Source organism: Prosthecobacter sp. (assembly GCF_044222565.1).
In the GTDB taxonomy this organism is placed as follows: domain Bacteria; phylum Verrucomicrobiota; class Verrucomicrobiia; order Verrucomicrobiales; family Verrucomicrobiaceae; genus Prosthecobacter.
On the sequence record NZ_JBGANA010000001.1, the window covers coordinates 216,322 to 235,349 of the forward strand.

The 19,028-nt window shown below is 60.3% G+C and carries 11 protein-coding genes; 7 read left to right on the top strand and 4 right to left on the bottom strand.

Translation table 11 applies throughout. From position 1 onward, the window contains the following. Positions 1-46: 46 nt before the first annotated feature. From ACILSR_RS00860 to ACILSR_RS00875, 4 genes are read left to right on the top strand one after another with little or no spacing between them, the layout of a single operon-like run. Positions 47-2,737: a DUF1592 domain-containing protein gene (locus ACILSR_RS00860; protein ID WP_395747827.1), complete on the top strand. Its 2,691-nt coding sequence runs from the start codon at positions 47-49 to the stop codon at positions 2,735-2,737. 25 nt (positions 2,738-2,762) lie between these two features. Next, positions 2,763-4,049 (top strand): DUF1552 domain-containing protein, encoded by a 1,287-nt coding sequence (locus ACILSR_RS00865; RefSeq protein ID WP_395747828.1) that lies wholly within the window; start codon positions 2,763-2,765, stop codon positions 4,047-4,049. Positions 4,050-4,053: 4 nt separating this feature from the next. Continuing rightward, positions 4,054-5,157 (top strand): hypothetical protein, encoded by a 1,104-nt coding sequence (locus ACILSR_RS00870; protein ID WP_395747829.1) that lies wholly within the window; start codon positions 4,054-4,056, stop codon positions 5,155-5,157. A 59-nt stretch (positions 5,158-5,216) separates the two neighbouring features. Then, a complete protein-coding gene (locus ACILSR_RS00875; RefSeq protein ID WP_395747830.1) occupies positions 5,217-6,122 on the top strand; it encodes a ThuA domain-containing protein in 906 nt (301 codons plus the stop codon). A gap of 258 nt (positions 6,123-6,380) precedes the next feature. Here the strand turns inward: ACILSR_RS00875 and ACILSR_RS00880 are convergent, their stop codons facing one another. The 3 genes from ACILSR_RS00880 to ACILSR_RS00890 all read right to left on the bottom strand — a co-directional run bounded on the left by ACILSR_RS00880 (position 6,381) and on the right by ACILSR_RS00890 (position 11,525). After that, on the bottom strand, positions 6,381-8,870 hold the full coding sequence (locus ACILSR_RS00880) for a DUF1592 domain-containing protein (protein ID WP_395747831.1): 2,490 nt from the start codon (positions 8,868-8,870) through the stop codon (positions 6,381-6,383). Continuing rightward, positions 8,870-10,141, bottom strand: a complete 1,272-nt coding sequence (locus ACILSR_RS00885) for a DUF1552 domain-containing protein (protein WP_395747832.1) — start codon at positions 10,139-10,141, stop codon at positions 8,870-8,872. Before ACILSR_RS00885 ends, ACILSR_RS00880 begins: the two co-directional genes overlap by 1 nt. Positions 10,142-10,205: 64 nt before the next feature. Next, positions 10,206-11,525: an alpha/beta hydrolase family protein gene (locus ACILSR_RS00890; protein WP_395747833.1), complete on the bottom strand. Its 1,320-nt coding sequence runs from the start codon at positions 11,523-11,525 to the stop codon at positions 10,206-10,208. A 146-nt stretch (positions 11,526-11,671) separates the two neighbouring features. Here ACILSR_RS00890 and ACILSR_RS00895 point away from each other — a divergent pair, with 146 nt between their 5' ends. Together ACILSR_RS00895 and ACILSR_RS00900 are read left to right on the top strand one after the other, a co-directional pair. Further along, complete coding sequence (locus ACILSR_RS00895) at positions 11,672-12,463, top strand: DUF1080 domain-containing protein (protein ID WP_395747834.1); 792 nt, start codon at positions 11,672-11,674, stop codon at positions 12,461-12,463. Between the two features lie 30 nt (positions 12,464-12,493). Next, on the top strand, positions 12,494-13,987 hold the full coding sequence (locus tag ACILSR_RS00900; RefSeq protein ID WP_395747835.1) for a sulfatase: 1,494 nt from the start codon (positions 12,494-12,496) through the stop codon (positions 13,985-13,987). On the opposite strand, the gene ACILSR_RS00905 is transcribed toward ACILSR_RS00900, so the two are convergent. Continuing rightward, the gene (locus ACILSR_RS00905) at positions 13,962-14,342 is read right to left on the bottom strand and encodes a nuclear transport factor 2 family protein (protein ID WP_395747836.1); all 381 of its coding nucleotides are present in this window, start codon (positions 14,340-14,342) and stop codon (positions 13,962-13,964) included. The genes ACILSR_RS00900 and ACILSR_RS00905 overlap by 26 nt on opposite strands. A gap of 130 nt (positions 14,343-14,472) precedes the next feature. Here ACILSR_RS00905 and ACILSR_RS00910 point away from each other — a divergent pair, with 130 nt between their 5' ends. Next, positions 14,473-18,945: a PVC-type heme-binding CxxCH protein gene (locus ACILSR_RS00910; RefSeq protein WP_395747837.1), complete on the top strand. Its 4,473-nt coding sequence runs from the start codon at positions 14,473-14,475 to the stop codon at positions 18,943-18,945. The last annotated feature ends 83 nt before the right edge of the window (positions 18,946-19,028 follow it).

A 19,028-nucleotide genomic window follows, 5' to 3' on the forward strand; every position in this document is an offset into this window, starting at 1 on the left:
CGAGAGAACAATGAGCGCTGCAATGCGTTTGTTTTCCTCCCCCCTGATGAACCGCCCGTTTTTGCTCTGTGCCACCGTGATGTCTGCCAGCATGCTTTGCCATGCCGCAGAACCCGAAACTCGTGCGGTGATGAATGCACGGCACAAGGCTTTGTTTCAGGAGACGTGTGTCTCATGCCATGGGTCGGAGAAGCAGAAGGGGAAGTTTCGCGTGGATGAGCTGCCGTTTGAGATCAAGGATCTGGAGACAGCGGAGAAGTGGCAGAAGGTTCTCAATCAAATGAACTCGGGCGACATGCCGCCGGAGGATGAGAAGCAGCCGGCGAAGGAGGCGAAGGCGGATTTCCTGGATGATCTGGCGAATGTGATGGTGGCGGCGCGACGCAGCCTGGGGGACCAGAAGGGTGTGATCACGATGCGGCGGCTGAACCGGCGCGAATACAAGAACACGCTGCGTGAGCTTCTGGGCGTGGATGTGAATGTCTCGGACCTGCCTGCGGATGGCGGGGGTGGCTTTGACACGGTGGGGGCGAACCTCTTCATGTCGGCGAACCAGTTTGAGCAGTATCAGGTGATCGGGCGCGAGGCGATGGAGGAGGCCTTTGCGTGGCAGGCTGCAGCAGGTGTGGAGAAGAAGCTGCACTACGAGGGCGAGACGACGACGCCGGTGGTGCGAAAGTTTGTGGACTACCAGATCGATGCGCAGAAGCGTGCGCAAAACTGGGTGAAGGCGGTGGAAGAAGCAGCGGCGAAGCCGGAGAACAAGGAGATCGTGGCGAAGATCCGCAAGGAGTCGAAGAACGACGGCATCTTTCGCCGCGAGTGGGCACGCATTCCGGGCGCGCCGAATCCGCGCAGCTTTGGTTTTGACAAGAAGGGCGAGAATGATGCGGACCTAGCGAATGATTCGCTGGGGGCGGGCTGGCTGAAGTATCACCAGTATTACATCGCGCAGCCGGCGGTGGACAGAGGGGCGTACTTGGGAACGCAGACGCGGCATCCGGCTGAGCTGAACGTGAACTACATCGAGCTGCTGGTGCCGTTTGACTGGCCGGTGGGAAACTACGTGGTGCGCGTGTGCGCCGGGGCGACGAAGGATGCTCCGCCGGAGCGGCGCTTTCTGGACTTTGGCATCTATGCGCGCACCGGCCGAGTGATGGCGACGCATGAGATCACGGCGAGCATCGAAAAGCCGCAGGTGATTGAGATTCCGCTGACGCTGACGCGCAGCAATATGACGCGGGAAAACCGGCTGCTGTTTGTGCGGGAAAAAGGAAGCTGGGACACGAACGAAGAGGGCGGGCGCAAGAGGGCGGAGGCGGTGAGACGCAATGGCATCGGGCCCGAGCTGACGCTTTGGGTGGACTGGATCGAGGTGGAGCGTGTGCCGGATGGCGCGAAGGCAAAGCCGCCGGGGATTGCTGCGCTGGGCATGGCGCTGGATGACAAAGCGCCTGCGCCTGCTGTGACGGAAGTGCGCGCAGGGCTGGAGCGATTTGCGACGGAGGCGTTTCGGGGGACGGCACCGACGGCGGATTATGTGGATCGGTTGGTGAAGCTTTATGAGGTGCGGCGGAAGGCGGGAGACAAGCACAGTGCGGCACTGAAGGAGACGCTGGCGGTGGTGCTGTCATCGCCGATGTTTTTGTATCTGGCGGAGCCGATTGCTGATGAGAAGCACCGGCCACTGACGGGAGCGGAGCTGGCGACGCGGCTGGCGTATTTTCTTTGGAGTGCGCCACCGGATGCGAAACTTCGCGAACTGGGCATGAAGGGTGATTTGAAGAAGCCCGAGGTGCTGGCAGAGCAGACGGAGCGTTTGCTGAATGATGCGCGGTCGGCGGAGTTTCTTGAGGCTTTTACGCATCAGTGGCTGGGGCTGGACCGGATCGACTTTTTTGAGGTGAATCGCACGCTGTATCCGCGCTTTGATTCAGGGACGAAGGTGGCGGCGAAGGGGGAAATTCATGAGACGATGGCGCATGTGATGCGGGAGAATGCGAGCCTGCGCGATCTACTGAAGGCGGACTATGTGATGATCAACCGAGTGCTGGCGCACTATTATGGGATTCCAGGTGTGAAGGGGGACGGGTATGAGAAGGTGATGCTGCCGAAGGATTCGCCACGTGGCGGGTTGCTGGGCATGGCGGCGGTGCATTTCATGGGAGGGAACGGCGAGCGCACGAGTCCGGTGGAGCGCGGGGCATGGGTGCTACGCAAGCTGCTGCATGACCCGCCACCACCGGCACCGGCGAATGTACCGGCAATCACACGACTGGCAGGCAAGGTGCTGACCACGCATGAGAGGCTGCTGGCGCATCAGGAAGATCCGCAGTGTGCGAGCTGCCACCGCAAGATTGATCCCATTGGCTTTGGGTTGGAGAACTTTGATGCCGCAGGGCAGTGGCGGACGGAGGACAGCTACATGGCGGTGGATGCGAATGGCAAGGCGGATGCCAAGACGAAAAAGACGTGGACGATCGAGGCTGCGGCGGCGCTGCACAAGGGGCCGGCGTTCAAGGATTTCTTTGGCCTGCGGGACATCATTGCGTCGAAGTCAGATGCGTTTGCTCGTGGCTTCAGCGAGGCGCTGCTGGAGTTTGCGCTGGGACGGCCTCCGGGATTTCGCGATGAGCCGCTCATTGCGGGCATGGTGGAGCGGGCCGGGAAAAAAGATCTCGCGATTCGTGAGTTCATTCACGCGCTGGTTTCGAGCCAGGAATTTCATACGAAGTAGTTGTTACCATTCACGTTTTATCCTCATGAGAACCCGTCGTCATTTTCTTCAATCCAGCACTGCTCTCATTGCACTCCCGACATTGGAGTCGCTGGGGTTTCGACGGTTTGCTTCGGCGGCAGCGCCGGTTGCACCGCCGAAAAGGCTGGTGTTTTTGGGATTTGGGTGGGGGATTACGACGGAGTCGTGGTTTCCGGACATCAAGCAGCCGGGGGCGGACTATGCGCTGCCTGAGGGACTGAAGCCGCTGGCGCGGCATAAGGCGGACTTTACGGTGGTACAGGGGCTGTGGAACAAGTACAGCAATGACGGGCACTGGGGCAGCACAATGTGGCTGACGGGGGCGAATCGTTTCGGGGAGCCGGGGCAGAATTTTCACAACAGCATCTCGGCGGATCAGGTGGCGGCAGCGAAGCTGGGGCTGGACACGCGCTTTGGCTCTTTGCAGCTCAATGGGAGTGAGAATGCGGAGGCATCTGGGCATGGGCCGGGGCTTTCGATGGCGTGGGATGTGAGCGGCAAACCGATCGGGGGGCACAAGGGTCCGGTGGAGGCGTTTCATCGGCTGTTCTCCAAAGACACGACGCCGATCGAGCAGCAGAAGGCGATGCTGGCGCAGAAGCGCAGCGTGCTGGACACGGTGATGGAAAACGCGCGCACCATGCAGCGTGGACTGGGCAAGACGGACAAGGGGAAGCTGGAGGAGTATTTCCAGGGGATTCGAGATATTGAGACAAGGCTGAGCAAGGACGAGCAGTGGATCGGGGTGCCGCAGCCGAAGGCGCCGATTCCTGAGCCGGCGGCGGGGTTGGCAGGCAAGGAGGAAATCAAGATCATGTATGACATCATGCTCGCGGCGATGCAGACGGACAGCACGCGCGTGCTGACGTATCGGCAGCCGGTGAGCACGCTGCTGACGAGCATTGGCATCAAGGTGGCGCCGCATGACATGAGCCATTATCATTCCACGCTGGGAGAAAAGCTGGAGGCTTCGAAGCAGCGCGACCTGACGCAGAGCGAGCTGCTGGCGGGATTTCTCGACAAACTCAAGGCGACGAAGGAGGCAGATGGCAGCCGTTTGTTTGACCATGTGGCGCTGGCCTATGGCAGCAACATCCGCACAGAGCACAGCCTGGACAACTGCCCGACGCTGCTGACCGGCGGTGGAGCTGGGATCAAGCTGGGGCAGAACATCGTGGCCCCCAAGGACACGCCGCTTTGCAATGCGTGGCTGACGCTGCTGCATGGCATTGGCGTGAATGTGGAGAGGCATGGTGACAGCTCGGGTGTGTTGAAGGAGCTGATCGCCTAAACTTATGAAGACCTTTTTTCTCATCGCGGCGCTGCTGGTGGTTAATCTGCCCGCGGCCGACATTGAACTCACCGAAACGCTGCAACTGCCGGAATGCCACAGCATCGGGTGGGTGCGGGCGAACACGCAGGTGAAGGGGCAGAAGAACTGGGATGGAGTGCTGGATGAAGCCAAGTGGGGCACACCTTCGCCGCAACAGGCGGTGGAAAGAAGCTGGGACTGGAAGCTGAGCGATGATCAATGGCTGCAGACGGTGAAGGACAAGGGCGAGGGCAAAAAGGAAGACGTGAAGTTCGACCTGTGGATCCCGGAGGGTGTTGCGGTGGCGAAAGGCGTCGTGGTCATGTCCGGCCATGGCAGCGGGGAGGCGCTGTACAAGCATGCCGAACTGCGGAAAATCGCGAGGGAGCTGTATCTGGCGTTTTTCAAATTTAACGGCAACCCGATGCAACGCGGATTCTGGCCGCGGAGCCTGCTGTATGAGCGGCTCAAGGCTTTTGGCAAAAGAGCGCAGCATGCGGAGCTGGAGAATGCGCCGCTGTTTCTTTACGGGCATTCGAACGGGACGGGATTCTCCGCCATCTTTCCTGCGGACAGCACGCGGGTGTGGGGCTGGGTGTCGATGAGGCCGGGGACGACGTATCAGGTGTATCAGCCTGGGGCGGCGCAGATTCCGGGACTGGTGATTTTTGGCGAAGTGGATGATTTTTTTGGCCGTCCGTCCAAGGCAGAGAACATGGGCGTGGTGGAGGCGATGCGGAAGAAGCACCACGCGGTGTGGAACTATGCGGTGGAGCCGAAGACGGGGCATGGGCCGGGAGACAAGACGTGGCCGCTGGTGTTTTCCTTTTTGAAGCACACATTTGCCGCGCGGGTTCCAGCGGATGCGGAGCCTCTGAGAGGACCGGTGAAACTGAATGCGCTGGTGCTTGAGAATGGAGCGCTCGGGAAGAACTGGGACCCTGTGGCTGGCGGGTATCAGACGCTGATGACCGCGCCGTTTGCGTCATTTGCCGGAGACAAGGAAACTGCCTCCTGGCTGATCAACGTGGACTATGCGGCGGACTGGCAGTCGTTTCAGCGGGACGGGCAGGTAGCCAGGCCGTGAAGATTGGAAGACATTTCGCTGCGGATGTGCTCGTTTAGAGTGACAGCCATCCTAATACCATGATTTCCCGTCCCCGCTTTCTTCTCTCGCTCGCTCTCACCACTGTTTTTGCCGCTTCGTCCTGGGCGGCGGACAGCATCAAAATTGTCCTTGTGGCGGGGAAGGTGAAGGAGGTGGACAAGATGGGGCACCATGACTATCTGGGCGGCTGCCGCCTGATGCAGGTGCTGCTGAAGCAGAATCCTGGAGTGGATGTGGTGCTGGTGAATGAGGAGTGGCCCGCAGATGAGAAGGTGTTTGAGGGCGCGGCTACGGTGGTGTTTTACACGGATGGCGGTGGCAAGCAAGCCTACCTGGCGACGCCGGAGCATGTGGCGACGGTTCAAAAGATGGCGGACGGCAAGACGGGACTGGTAAACCTGCATCAGGCGGTGGAATTTACGCCGGCCTTTGCGCAGCAGTCGATAAACTGGACTGGCGCGGTGTACAACGGGCTTTCCAGCCGAGGCCATTGGGACAGCACGCATGATGTGTTTCCGAAGCACGAAATCACCAGCGGTGTGACGCCGTGGAAGATCAATGATGGTTGGCTGAACCATCTGCAGTTTACCGAAGGGATGAAGGGGATTACGCCCTTGGTGTGGTCTGGGAAGGAGAAGCTGGGATCGCCAGAAGGCGGCGACAAGGACATCGTGGGCTGGACTTATGACCGTCCGAGCGGTGGACGCTCGTTCAGCTTCAGCGGTCTGGATGCGCATGGTGCCTGGGAGCAGGCTGGAATGCGGCAACTGGTGATCAACGGCGTGCTGTGGTCTGCCGGCGTGGCGATTCCGGCAGGTGGCGCGAAGTGCGAGGCGGACAAGGCGTCGATTGATTCGTTCATGACGCCGAGGATCGCGCCGCCGAAGAAGGTGAAGCCGGAGGCGGCGCCTGGAGCAGCGGCGGAGAAGCCGGAGGTGAAGTGAAGAGAGACCGGAGAGGATAGTGATTTAACAACGCCAGAGATTGGAAGACCGCAGAGAAATCCTTCCGGATTGACGCTCTGCGGTTTTTCGTTTTCCGGGGTGCTGATTTGGGGCAGAACCTGAGTGAGGGCGTAGTTCGGGGAGTGGCGGGATGCTGCGGAATGAATTCCGCACTCCATGGCGCCGGGTATTCGCAGGCCCGAAGGGAATACGGATGCGTTGAGGGAGCCGAACGTGGACGCTTGCTTTATGGTCGGATCACCGAGAGCGGAAGATTTCGCTCATGAGGCACTCGGTGAGGAGGGTGTTGAGGCCGAGGCCCTGCTTTTTCACTTTGTCGTGGAGCTTGTCGATGATGAGATCGTCGTTGAGCTCCATGGTGCGGCCGGTGGTATAGGTGAGGATCTGACGGATGAGGTGGCGGCTGAAGAGATCGGCACGGGTGTCGTGGATGAGTTTTTTGAAGGTGGCAAAGTCGGAGTAGGTCTCGCCGGAGGGGAATTCGCCAGTGGTGTCGATCTTCGGCGCGGGAGTCTTTTTGTTTACCTGCGGGTATTTGGTGCGCCAGCGGCCCACGGGGTCGAAGGATTCCAGGCTGAAGCCGAGAGGATCGATCTTGCGGTGGCATTCGGCGCAGGCGGCATCGGTACGATGCTTGGCAAGGCGGTCGCGAATGGTGGTGGCTCCGCTGACGTCTGGATCGATGGCAGGCACGACATCTGGCGGTGGAGGAGGCGGAACACCGAGAATGTTTTCCGTGACCCACACGCCGCGGGTGACAGGAGAAGTTTCGACGCCGTTTGCACTGACGGTCAGCACTGCGGCCATGCCGAGCAGTCCGCCGCGATGGGTGTTGCCTTTGAGGCTGACTTTTTGGAAGCCATCTGCAAGGCGAAGGGTTTTCTGCTCTGGCAGGTCGTAGAGTTTGGCGAGTTTTTTGTCCACAAAGCTGTGGTCGGAGTCGATGAACTGGATGACTGAGCCGTTGGTCTTGAGGAGATCGCGGAAGAAGAGGCTGGCCTCCGTCTTCATGGACGTAGGAAGGTCCTCGGCATAGTAGGAGCGGACCACCTCACGAGGGGGAGGCATGCCGCCGAGTTCACGGAGGTTCAGCCAGCTGTCCAGGAAGCCGCTCACAAAGCCGTTCACGCGTTCATCGGCGAGCATGCGCTGGATCTGCTTTTTAAGCTCGGCATCCTGACTGAGCTTGCCGGATTTGGCGGAGGCGAGCAGTGCAGCATCTGGCGGAGCGGCCCAGAGGGCGTAGGAGAGGCGCGAGGCGAGATCGTAAGTGGGAAGGGCTTTGGCGAACTCCTCGGTGATCTCGCTCAAGTAGAGGAAGGACGGTGAGCAGAGGATGAGCTTGAGCGTGTCCAGCGCAGCCTGGCGCGGCGTGGCTTTTTCGGCCACGCGCTTTTCATACATGGCGCGGATGGGCTGGCGGTCTGCATCGGTAATCGGACGGCGGTAGGCTTTCTCAGCGAAAGCCTGGAGCTGGTCGAGAGCGTGCGCTTCCTGAAAGCCGTCCCTGCCAAACACAGCGATTTCTTCGGGGCCGCCTTTTTCCTCGGGAATGGGGCCGTTGATCTTGATGTCGCTGATGCGGATGTGCGGCAATTTGCCTTCGAGAAGAATGTGGGCGCGACCGACGCCGGAGGACCCCACGTCTGCCTTGAACTCGTCCTTGTAGCGTTTGTTGATCGTGACCACGGAGGCGCGGGACTCATAGGGGCCGTTTGGAAAGATGAAGCGCGGGGTCTGCCCGGCCTCCAACCAGACGCGGAATTTTAATGTGGTGGGCGTGTTGTCCGGAACGACGGCGCTGGCGAGCAGCGGCTCGATGGCCTGGGGATAATGAATGTGGCCTTTGGTGACGTCTCCCGGCACAACGCCGAGGATGAAGGGTTCTGAGAAGTCGATGCCGAAGATGGCGGGATCGTAGTGTGTGTCCCGGTGAAGGGCAGCGGCCTCCACCTCGATGTCGTAAAGACCGGAGACGGGCACGCCCTGCTTGAAGTCTTCGATGTGGCCATAGCCGCCCTGGCGGGTGTCTGTATTTGGCTGCTCGTAGAGACAGAGGTAGCGGTAATTGAAAGCGGACTTGTGGGAACCGCTCAGCTCTTCGTACTGCAGGAAGTGGCTGTTGAAGTGCCAGCTCCTGGGCTCGGTGGCCGGTTTGCCAAGGCGTGTCTCGACGAGGCGGTTGGCAGACTGGAAGTACTGGTCCACGAGGAAGCCGGAGGTCACCAGGGACTTGCCAATGGTGTCCATGTGCTGGCTGGTCTTTTCCTTCGGGAAATCAGCGGTGAGGCCGAGCGTGTCCACCCGGCGGCCAAAGAGCACGGCGAGGGTGTTTTCATACTCGCGGCTGGAGAGGCGACGCATGACGGTGCGGCTGCCGGTGCTCTGGAATTTGCCAGCGGCAGCCACTGTGCCCTCGCGCAAGGCACGGATCATGGCGAGGCGCTCGTCGTCGGTGGGCTGGTCCGCCTTTTTCGGCGGCATCTCCTTCAGCGTGAGCTGGTCGATGATATCGCGTGCTTCGATAATATCCGTAACGGACTTCAGGGGCAGCGCGAACTTCTCAAAGGCACGGTCGCCTTTTTGCACATCGGCGTCGTGGCACTCCAGGCAGTATTTTCCGAGGAACTGCTGGGCGAGCTTGGGAGCATCGTCGGCAGCGTGAGCCGTGGTGAGGAACGCGAAGCCAAGCAGGATGCCGAGGCGCGGGGTCGGGGCATTGCTCATCACGCGAAACGACCCGTGCTGTTGCCAAAGGATTCTGTCTCCACGCCCATCTTCTGGGCGATGTCCACGAAGAGATTGCAAAGGGGCACCTTGTTGATGCCTTCACGAGGCACTTCGCGGAATTCACCATGCTTGTAACCGCCGCCGGCGAGGAGGATGGGGAGGTCGGAGTTTTTGTGCGAATTGCCATCGCCCATGCCGCTGCCAAAGAGGACGGTGGTGGAGTCCAGCAGGGTGCGGTCTCCATCGTTCATCTTCGAGAGACGGGCCACGAATTTGCCGAAGTGCTCGATCTGGTATTTTTCCAAGGTGATGAGGCTGTCGATGGACTCGGGGTCATTGCCGTGGTGGGAGAGGCCGTGCCAGTCCTTCTTGATGCCGAGGTGCTGGGGCATGAAGTCACCGCCGATTTCCAGGGTGGCAATGCGGGTGCTGTCTGTCTGCAGAGCAAGCGCGATCAGCTCATAGAGGATGGGCAGGTCTTCCACGGAATTGTGATTCGCAGGCTTGTCAAAGGGGGCCTTGGGCTTGGGCTGGCTGACCCAGCGCTGACGGAGCTCCAGGCGCTTCTCCACATCGCGCACGGAGGTGAGATATTCATCCAGCTTGTCCTTGTCCTCCTTGTTCACGCGTTTGGAGAGGCGGTTCGCCTCGTCCATGACGGAGTCGAGAATGGAAGCCTGCACCTGATTCTCCTGCACGCGGCGCGCCTGGCGTTCCTTGGAGTCGCTGACAAAAAGCTTCTCGAACAGCTGGGAGGGATTGGTGACGGGTGGCACGCGCACGCCGGACTTGGTCCAGGCGATCTGGCAGCCGCCATGAATGCCGCCTTCCGAGCCGACGGTGAGCGAAGGGAAGCGGGTCTCGAAACCGATCTCGTCGGCGAGAAACTGGTCAATGGTGACATTGCCGTCCGGGCGGTTTTGCGCCTCAGAATTCAGCACGCCGGAGAGGAAGGAATGCACGGCAAAGTGTCCGCCTTTCACGCCATGGTCGAGGCCGCGAAAGACGGTCATGTGATCGCGAATGTCCGAAAGCGGCTCCAGAAGAGTGGTCTTCTCGTAGTCGCGGCCTTTGGTGGTGGGGAAAAGCTGCTTGGTCTGGTAGCCGAGGAGATTGCCAATGGCCACGAAACGACGCGCGCCGGCACCTGCGCCCTTCGCGGCTTTCACGGCGGAATTTCCGCCCACAGTGCTGGCCATGAGGGAAGGCAAGCCGGGCAAGGCCAAGGAGGTGCCGAGGGACTGGAGGATGAAGCGGCGTCTGTTCATGATTTGGGGGGCAGATTACTACGTAACCCGGCCCCCCGGTTTTGCAGCAAGAAACAGGCCCTGTTTACTCGGATTTCAGGCCGACGGTGTTAACGGAGATCACCCGGTACTGGTGCTTTTTGCCGGTTTCGGCGGTGGCGTCGGTAAAGCGCATTTCGACCAGAGGATTGGCGGGAGTGTCGCTGTATTGGAGGCCTTGGAAGACCGGGCGGCCGAAGGGGTTCTTGGGCTGTTCGGGCAGGGTCGCGATCTGCTTGCCATCGCGTTCGATGATGAAGTGGGCGAGTCCGCTTTCGAGATCGGCCTCGGCTTTCCAAGTGAGGGTGTTGTCTTTGACCTGGAGGTCGGTGGGCGCAGGAGGCGGGGTGGTGTCGGGGATGGCGGTGTCTTTAACGTAAGTCGTCCAGGCTTTGGCGATGGCTTCGTTTGGCAGCCAGAGGGACTGGGACTTGTCTCCGCTGAACTTGGCGGCGGGGGTGGCTTCGGTGCCCTGGAGAGCGGCGAGCCAGGCGTTTTTCGTGGGCATGGGCTTCAGAGGATCTCCGGATTTCTCAGGAAGGCGCGCGGAGAGGCAGGCGTCCAGCCAGAGGATGGTGAAGTAGCGTTGGTTGCCGCATTCGTGGCTGGTGAAGGGGTCCACGGAGATGCCAATGAGGCCGCCTTTGGCACGCACGGCGGTGAAGAATTTGACGTTCGCGTCCCAAGCTCCGGCGAAGCGGCCTTCTTTGACGGTGACGCCTTCCTTGGTGCCGAGATTGCACATGATGGGCACGGTGGAGATGGCGTCCGGCAGGGTGTAGGACTTGATGGTGGGGCGCGCGGGATTGACCTCCAGCAGAGGCACGCCGGAGCGGGGGCAGGCCGCGGCCACGCGCTCGGGGTGGAGGATGGTCATGCCGCCGGTCCAATGCCCGCCGCCGCTGTGGCCCCAAAGCGCCCAGGGGACTTTGGCGAGTTCTGGGTGGCCGGACTTCGCCCCGAGATCGGCGAGGGCTTTCTGAAAGACGGCGTCGGAGCCGTTCCGCGGATCGCACCACATCTGACATTCGGCTTTATCGGGCTGCTCATAAGAGGGGGCGAGAAGGGCGCAGTCGTGCTTCTTGGCCAGGGCCTGCCAGTGAAGGTCGTAGGCACCCGTGAGGCCGGATTTGCAGGAGCCCTCACCACAGCCGTGCTGGTGGACAATGACGCCACGCAGGGACTTGACGCCCGGGGGAACCCAGACGGTGTAGTTCACCGGAAAGATGAGCTCTCCGGGAGTGGTGGAGGCCTCATAACGCACGCGGTAATACGGCGGGTCGGCGGCAGGAAAGACATCGTAAGGCGGCTGCTGGGCAGACAGCGTGGTGGCGAGGGCGAGAAGGCAGAGTGCAAGGGAGCGCATGGAAACAAACCAACAGGGGATGGAGTGAGAAAGTTGCAAGCGAGAGGAGAAACTGCGGCGCTTTGGCCGTTCTTCCTGTCCGAACTGACGAAACCGATTCACTCCCTGCCCTACCGCCTTTTTATTTCGTACCACTTTTGATTTCCATGAGACTTCCAGCCCTGATTTCTGCCCTGTGTTTTTTCTCAGCCGCTGCTTTTGCTGAAGATGGCTTTACCGAGCTCTTTAACGGCAAGGACCTCACGGGATGGGATGGCGACCCGAAGCTGTGGAGGGTGGAGAAGGGCGGGATCGTGGGAACCTGCACAGGGCCGGATGCGATGCCGAACAACTCGTTTCTCATCTGGCGCGGCGGTGAGGTGAAGGATTTCGAACTGCATGCGATGGTGCGTGTGGAGGGCGACAACAACTCGGGTGTGCAATACCGCAGCCGCGAGCTGCCGGAGGTGGCGCCGTGGGTGATCACGGGATATCAGATCGACATTCATCCGGCGCTTGAGCACACGGGGATGACGTATGAAGAAAAGGGGCGCGGGATTTTTGGCCTGAATGGAACGGATGTGATGCTGGACCCCGAGGGTGCGCTGTGGAAGCTGGCCACGCATGAGCCGGTGAAGGTGGATGTGTCTCAGTGGAATGAATACACGGTGATCGCACGCGGGAACCACCTGGTGCACAAGATCAATGGGAAGATCACTTCAGAGCTGACGGATTATGATGAAAAGAAGCGTGCGCTGGCGGGACTGGTGGCGATTCAGCTGCATCGCGGCAATGCGAACAGCGTGCATGTGAGGGACATCCGCCTGAAGGTGCTGCCGGTGGAGGCACCGAAGCCGTTTGATGCGGCGAAGATACCCGCAGGGGCGGAGAAGATCGAGAAGCCGCGCACGAAGAGCCCGCAGGGCACGGGGCCGGTGGTACCGCCGACGAAGAAGTAACTGCCGCCGTATCTGCATTCACCTCTGCTTATGAAACAACTGATCGCTTTCGCATTACTCCTGTCCTTGGGGGTGTCTTTGGCAGCGGATGCTCCGCCGAACATCATTCTGATGATGGGCGATGATCATGGCTGGGAAGAGACGGGCTACAATGGACACCCGCATGTGAAGACGCCGGTGCTGGATGAGATGGCGAAGACGTGTTTCCGCTTTGAGAATTTTTATGCGGGGCATCCAAGCTGCTCGCCCACACGGGCCAGCTTTATGACGGGAAGGCACCCGAACCGGATGGGGACGTTCAATCCAGGGTTCTCGATCCGGCCGGAGGAAATCACGATTGCGCATGTGCTCGCGAAGGCGGGGTATCATTGCGGGCATTTTGGGAAATGGCATCTGGGGCCGGTGAAGGCGGAGTCGCCGACGAGTCCGGGTGCGATGGGGTTTCATGAGTGGGTGTCGCACGATAATTTCTTTGAGCTGAATCCCTCGCTTTCTCGCAATGGCGGAGCGCCGGAGGTGATCCAGGGAGAGGGCTCCGCGGTGGTGATCGGCGAGGCGATCAAGTTCATTGATCGGGCGAGCAAGGCGAAGCAGCCGTTTTTCACGGTGGTGTGGTTTGGCTCTCCGCATGAGCCGTACAGCGGGCTGCCGGAGGATCTGGCGCTGTATGATGATCTGCCGGAGAAGTACAAGGACAAGAAAGTGCGGCTGACCTCGAATGAAACGGGAGGCCCGACGACGCGAACACAAGGCGAGGTGCTGCGCGAACGCTATGCGGAGATCACGGCGATGGACCGCGCGATTGGCACGCTGAGGAAGCACCTGGCGGCGACGGGGCTGCGCGAGAACACGCTGCTGTTTTACTGCGGCGACAACGGGACCTCACCGGATGCCTCGCTGGTGCTGCCGCATCGAGGTGTGAAGGGGCAGGTCTATGATGGGGGCGTGCTGGTGCCGGGACTGATTGAATGGCCGGCGCGCATTCCGCAGCCGCGCAGCACCAAAGCGCGCGCCACGACCAGCGATCTGCTGCCGACGCTGTGCGCTCTCACGGGTCAGGCGCTGCCGGAGCGGCCGATCGATGGCATGGATTTGCTGCCGGTGATTGATGGGAAGGTGACGGAGCGTGCGAAACCGCTGTGGGTGTGGCAGTTTGACACGAGTCATTTAAAGAAGGGCGAGCCGTATATTGATCCGAAGCTGCAGGAGGGAACGACGCCGCTGGCGAAGAAGGCGGGTGGAAAAGCGACACGCGATTTCAGCAACTTCAAACACACAGAAGTCAGTGAGAGCGACTACCAGGGGCCGCGTGCGATAATTGACGGGCGCTTCAAGCTGGTGGTGCATGAAGCGAAGAAGGGCGGCACGGTGAAGCAGGAGCTGTTTGATCTGGTGGCGGATCCCGCTGAGAAGACGGACCTGCGGGAGCAGCAACCTGAGGTGGTGAAAAAGCTGGAGAAAGGCCTGCGCGAATGGCAGGAGTCTGTGCTGAAGAGCCTCACAGGGGCGGACTATCGGAAGTAACGGCGACTTCCATCTTTTGGATTTTGCCGTGGGTCAGCGTGAAGCGGTGGGCGACTTGTGCGTCTGCGAGTACCGCGCCGGAGAGAGCGCGCACGATTTGATGGACGGTGACGAGGATGCAGCCGGTGGATTCGGCAGCGAAGGAAATGGGCTCCACGTGGGGATCGATCTCGCTCCACTGTTCGGTCCAGTAGGCGCGAATGGCTTCGGGACCTTCGACGAAGCCGCCTTTGAAGGCTCGCGGCCAGGCCACGTCCGGGGTCATGAGGGCAAGGGCGGCGGCGATATCGCGGGCATTGAAGGCGGCATAGGCGGCGCGGAGGAGGTCGGTTTCGGAGGTGGGTAGGGGTGTCATCGATGATGGGGAAATAACGACGGGCAGGGGCGGCGCGGGACTGCGAAGAGGATTCTTTATTTAAATTTGTCCGGTTTCGCGCGGTGCCGCGAGATACCCCACCGTTTTCACACGTTTGCTCCCACCTCTTATGATCCGACCAACCGCCATCCTGCTCAGTCTATTCTCGCTGGTGACTTTTGCGAGCGCCGCACCTCTTGTCTATGAAGGCACGGAAGGGCCGGGCAAGGGCAAGCACATTGTCTTCCTCGCGGGGGATCATGAGTATCGCTCTGAGGAGTCGCTGCCGGCGATTGCGCGACTGCTGGCGAAGCACCAGGGCTTCAAGTGCACGGTGCTGTTCGACATCGACAAAGAGGGGGACATCGTGGCAGGTGAAGTGGCTAACATGCCAGGGATGGAGGCGCTGGACACGGCGGATCTTGCGGTGGTGTTTCTGCGCTTTCAGCAGTTCCCGGCGGAGCAGATGAAGCACCTTGACGCCTATCTGGCACGAGGCGGTCCGGTGGTGGGGCTGCGCACGGCGACGCACGGTTTCAAGACAACGAAGGATGATCCATACGCGAAGTATTCGTACGACAGCAAGGTGGCGGGTTATGAGCTGGGCTTTGGCCATCAGGTGCTGGGACAGACCTGGGTGGGCCATTACGGCACGAATCACAAGCAGAGCACGCGCATTGCCATCATGCCGGACAAGGCAGGTCACCCGATTTTGCGAGGAGTGAAGGACATCTGGGTGCAGGCGGGCGGCTATGTGGGCAAGCCGACGGATGGCGAGATTCTGACGATGGCGCAGCCACTCAATGGCATGACGAAGGATTCGCCGGCAGACAGCACGAAGCCGCCGATGCCGAGCGAGTGGACGCGGACTTATAAATCCACCTCGGGCAAGACGGGGCGTGTTTTCACCACGCTTTATGGGACGTCTGAAGACATCACCAATGAAGGCTACCGCCGCATGGTCGTGAACGGGATCTTCTGGGCGCTGGGCATGGAGGACGCGATCAAGCCGGATTTGAATGTGGCTTTTGTGGGACCGTTTGAGCCGAACACGTTTGGCGGCGGCGCGTATGCCCATGGGGTGAAGCCGGAGATGTATGCAGGGTTTGCCTCGGTGATTCCGGCGAATCACGACACCAAGAGCCGCAAGAGGGCTGAGACGAAGCCCGCGGCGAAAGCTACGAGCGATGCTGCTGCCAAGCCGGCTGTGAATACGGGCAAGCCGGCGCGCTATGTGCGCATCGAGATTCCCGGAGACAAACGCTGCCTGCAGATCGCGGAGATCGAAGTGATGAGCGGCGGCAAGAATGTGGCGAAGGGTGGCAAGGCTTCTCAATCGACAACGACCAACGGCGGAGTGGCGGAGAAGGCCATTGATGGCAACAAGAGCTCGGACTGGGGCAAGGGCGGCCAGACGCATACCAAGGAGAACCAGCCGAATCCGTGGTGGGAAATTGATCTGGGCTCCAGTCAGGTGATCGACACGATCGGACTGTGGAGCCGCCGAGGCTTTTCAGACCGTTTGGGGGACTTCACTCTCTCGCTGCTCGATGAAGCTCGCAAACCCGTGTTTGAGATCAAAAACGTCGCCGGACCGGAGACAATGACCATTGATGTGAAGAGCGGTGGCAAGCTGACCTATCTGAATTACGAAGGGAAGCCGGGCAGAGCAGCAGAGAAATCCAGCCGTGGCGGTGGTGCTCCTGCCGCGAAGGAACCTGAACTGGCTGAAGTGCCTGCGGACTATAAAGATCCGGTGCCGTTTGCGTTTGGCAAAGGTGATGTCGTGGCGATTCTGGGCAACGGACTTCCGGACCGCATGCAGCATGATGGCTGGATGGAGACGCTGCTGCAGAGCCAGATGCCGGAGATGCAGGTTCACTTCCGCAACATGAGCACCAGCGGCGACCGCCCGAACAGCTACCCGCGCAGCAGCGGCGCCACACACATGACGGACTACCTGCGGCATGTGAAGGCGGATGTGGTGTTCGGTTTCTTTGGGTACAACGAATCCTATGACAACAAGCCGGAGGAGTTTCAGAAGCAGCTGGTGGAGTTCGTGAAGAAGACGCGCGGCAGCAAGGCAAACGGCAAGAGTTTCCCGCGCATCGTGCTGTTCAGCCCCATCGCGCATGAAGACACGCGCAATGTGAACGTGCCGGACGGCAAGGCGCACAATGCGCAGCTGGAGGCGTACACGAAGGCGACTGAAGCGGCGGCGAAGGAAACAGGTGTGGCGTTTGTGGATTTGTATCATCCCTCGCTGGAGCTGTTCAAGGCAGCGAAGGAACCGCTGACGATCAATGGCGTGCATCTTTCCATCGAAGGTGACCGGCAGCTTGCGGAAGTGATTGCGAAGGCTCTGCTGGGCAAGACGGTGAGCGCATCGCCCTCCATGGAGGCGCTGCGTGAGGCGGTGATGGACAAGGACCTGCACTGGTACAACCGCTACCATGCCTCCGACGGCAACGATGTGTGGGGCAGCCGCTCCACGCTGAGCTTTGTGGACGGCCAGAACAACGCCGTGGTGCTGCAGCACGAGCTTTCCATGCTGGATGTGATGACCGCGAACCGCGACGAGCGCGTGTGGGCACGCATCAATGGCGGCGACAAGAAGATCGACGACAGCAACGTGCCAAAGCCTGTGCCGGTGATCTCCAATGTGGGCGGTGGCAGCAAGAGCAGCAGCGCGCAGAAGGAGGGCACGCTGAAGTATCTGAACGGCGAGGAATCCATCAAGCAGATCGCGATCAAGAAAGGATTTGAGATTCATCTCTTCGCTGATGAGTCACGCTTTCCGCAGATCGCCAATCCGGTGCAGATGCAGTTTGACACGAAGGGCCGGCTGTGGGTGGCCGCGTGGCCGACCTATCCGAAGTGGGAGCCGCTTAAAGAGATGAAAGACGCACTGGTCATCCTGCATGATGACAACAATGATGGCAGCGCTGATCGCGCCACGGAGTTTGCGCGCGTGCAGAACCCCCTGGGCTTTGAGTTCTGGAACGGCGGCGTGCTGGTGACGAGGCAGTCGGAAATCCTTTTCCTGAAGGACACCGACGGCGACGACAAGGCGGACGTGCAAACGATCATGCTCATGGGTCTGGACAGCTCCGACACGCACCATGGAGCAAACAACCTCATCTATGGGCCGGATGGCGGCATCTACTGGCAGAGCGGGGTCTTCATGCAGCACAATTATGAACACCCATGGGGGCCCTCCCTGAACACCGGAGCCTCCGCCATGTATCGGTTTGATCCGCGCCGATTCACCATTGCCCTGCATGCGACGAATTCGCCCAACCCACACGGGACCTCGTTTGACTCCTGGGGCTACCAGTATGCGACGGACGGCACCGGTGGACGCGCCTATCAGGTGCGGCCGGAGGGCAGCGGCTTCAAGATGTACGAACTGCTGAAAAAGGAAGTGCGCCCCGTGACCGCCAGCGAAGTCGTCAGCAGCACGCATTTCCCAGACGAAATGCAGGGGGACTTTCTGATCTGCAACGTGATCGGCTTCCTCGGGGTGAAGCATTACCATCTCGAACGCGATGGCGAGAAAGGCACCGTGTGGGGTGAGCCTGCGGGCGATGAACTGACGGTGAAAGTGACGCAGGCAGATGGCAGCGTGACCACGGAGACCTCGCGCGGTTTCCTCATGAGCGGCGACAAGAACTTCCGCCCGAGCGATGCGGTGTTTGCGCCAGACGGTTCTCTTTATCTGAGCGACTGGCAGAACGTGATCATCGGCCACATGCAGCACAATGTGCGTGACCCGAATCGTGACCACAAGCATGGACGCATCTACCGCATCACGGCCACGGGCCGTCCGCTGCAGAAGATCGTGCCGATTGATGGGCAGCCGATCCCGGCGCTGCTGGAGAATCTGAAGCATCCGACGGACGGAGTGCGGCACCGCACGCACATCGAGCTCAGTGAACGCGACAGCAAGGAAGTCATTGCCGCCACCAAGACCTGGATGAAGCAGTTTGATCCGAACAAGAAGGAAGACGCGCATCATCTGCTGGAGGCGCTGTGGATCCATCAGCAGCACAACGTGCGGAATGTGGCGCTGCTGGGCCAGCTTCAGAAGTCTCCTGAGCTGCATGCCCGCAACGCGGCGAATGTGGTGCAGCATTTGTGGTTCAACGTGGAGGCATCCATGCACGGCGGCGTGATCGCCGGTGAGAAGGAGGAGAAGGCGCAGAAGTCAGGGGTGCTGAGCGACACGCCGGAGCTTACCACGATCCGAGTGGCCACACTGCCGGAGCGCATGATGTATGATGTGAAGGAGCTGAATGTGAAGGCTGGCAAAAAGGTGAAACTCACATTCGCCAACCCGGACTTCATGCCTCACAACATCCTGCTGGTAAACCCAGGCAAGGCAGATGAGGTGGCGATGCAGGCAATGGCGCTGGGTGCCAAGGGCTTCGAGACGGGGTTCATCCCTGAGAACAAGGAAATCCTATGGCACAGCAAGCTGCTAGACAACGGCAAGGAGGAGGTCATTGAGTTCACGGCCCCTGCGAAGCCGGGAGACTACCCGTATATCTGCTCCTTCCCGGGGCATTATCTCATCATGCGCGGGGTGATGCATGTGAAGTAAACGGAAATTCCTTTTCTCGTATCAACCTCAGGCGGGCCAGAAATGGCCCGCCTTTTTTTGTCCGGACGTGGCTCCTGATGGGA

Bases quoted from the DNA above. Each gene is read 5' to 3' on its own strand.
- ACILSR_RS00860 (WP_395747827.1), top strand. From the start codon at position 47: ATGAACCGCCCGTTTTTGCTCTGTGCCACCGTGATGTCTGCCAGCATG.
- ACILSR_RS00865 (WP_395747828.1), top strand. From the start codon at position 2,763: ATGAGAACCCGTCGTCATTTTCTTCAATCCAGCACTGCTCTCATTGCA.
- ACILSR_RS00870 (WP_395747829.1), top strand. From the start codon at position 4,054: ATGAAGACCTTTTTTCTCATCGCGGCGCTGCTGGTGGTTAATCTGCCC.
- ACILSR_RS00875 (WP_395747830.1), top strand. From the start codon at position 5,217: ATGATTTCCCGTCCCCGCTTTCTTCTCTCGCTCGCTCTCACCACTGTT.
- ACILSR_RS00880 (WP_395747831.1), bottom strand. From the start codon at position 8,870: ATGAGCAATGCCCCGACCCCGCGCCTCGGCATCCTGCTTGGCTTCGCG.
- ACILSR_RS00885 (WP_395747832.1), bottom strand. From the start codon at position 10,141: ATGAACAGACGCCGCTTCATCCTCCAGTCCCTCGGCACCTCCTTGGCC.
- ACILSR_RS00890 (WP_395747833.1), bottom strand. From the start codon at position 11,525: ATGCGCTCCCTTGCACTCTGCCTTCTCGCCCTCGCCACCACGCTGTCT.
- ACILSR_RS00895 (WP_395747834.1), top strand. From the start codon at position 11,672: ATGAGACTTCCAGCCCTGATTTCTGCCCTGTGTTTTTTCTCAGCCGCT.
- ACILSR_RS00900 (WP_395747835.1), top strand. From the start codon at position 12,494: ATGAAACAACTGATCGCTTTCGCATTACTCCTGTCCTTGGGGGTGTCT.
- ACILSR_RS00905 (WP_395747836.1), bottom strand. From the start codon at position 14,342: ATGACACCCCTACCCACCTCCGAAACCGACCTCCTCCGCGCCGCCTAT.
- ACILSR_RS00910 (WP_395747837.1), top strand. From the start codon at position 14,473: ATGATCCGACCAACCGCCATCCTGCTCAGTCTATTCTCGCTGGTGACT.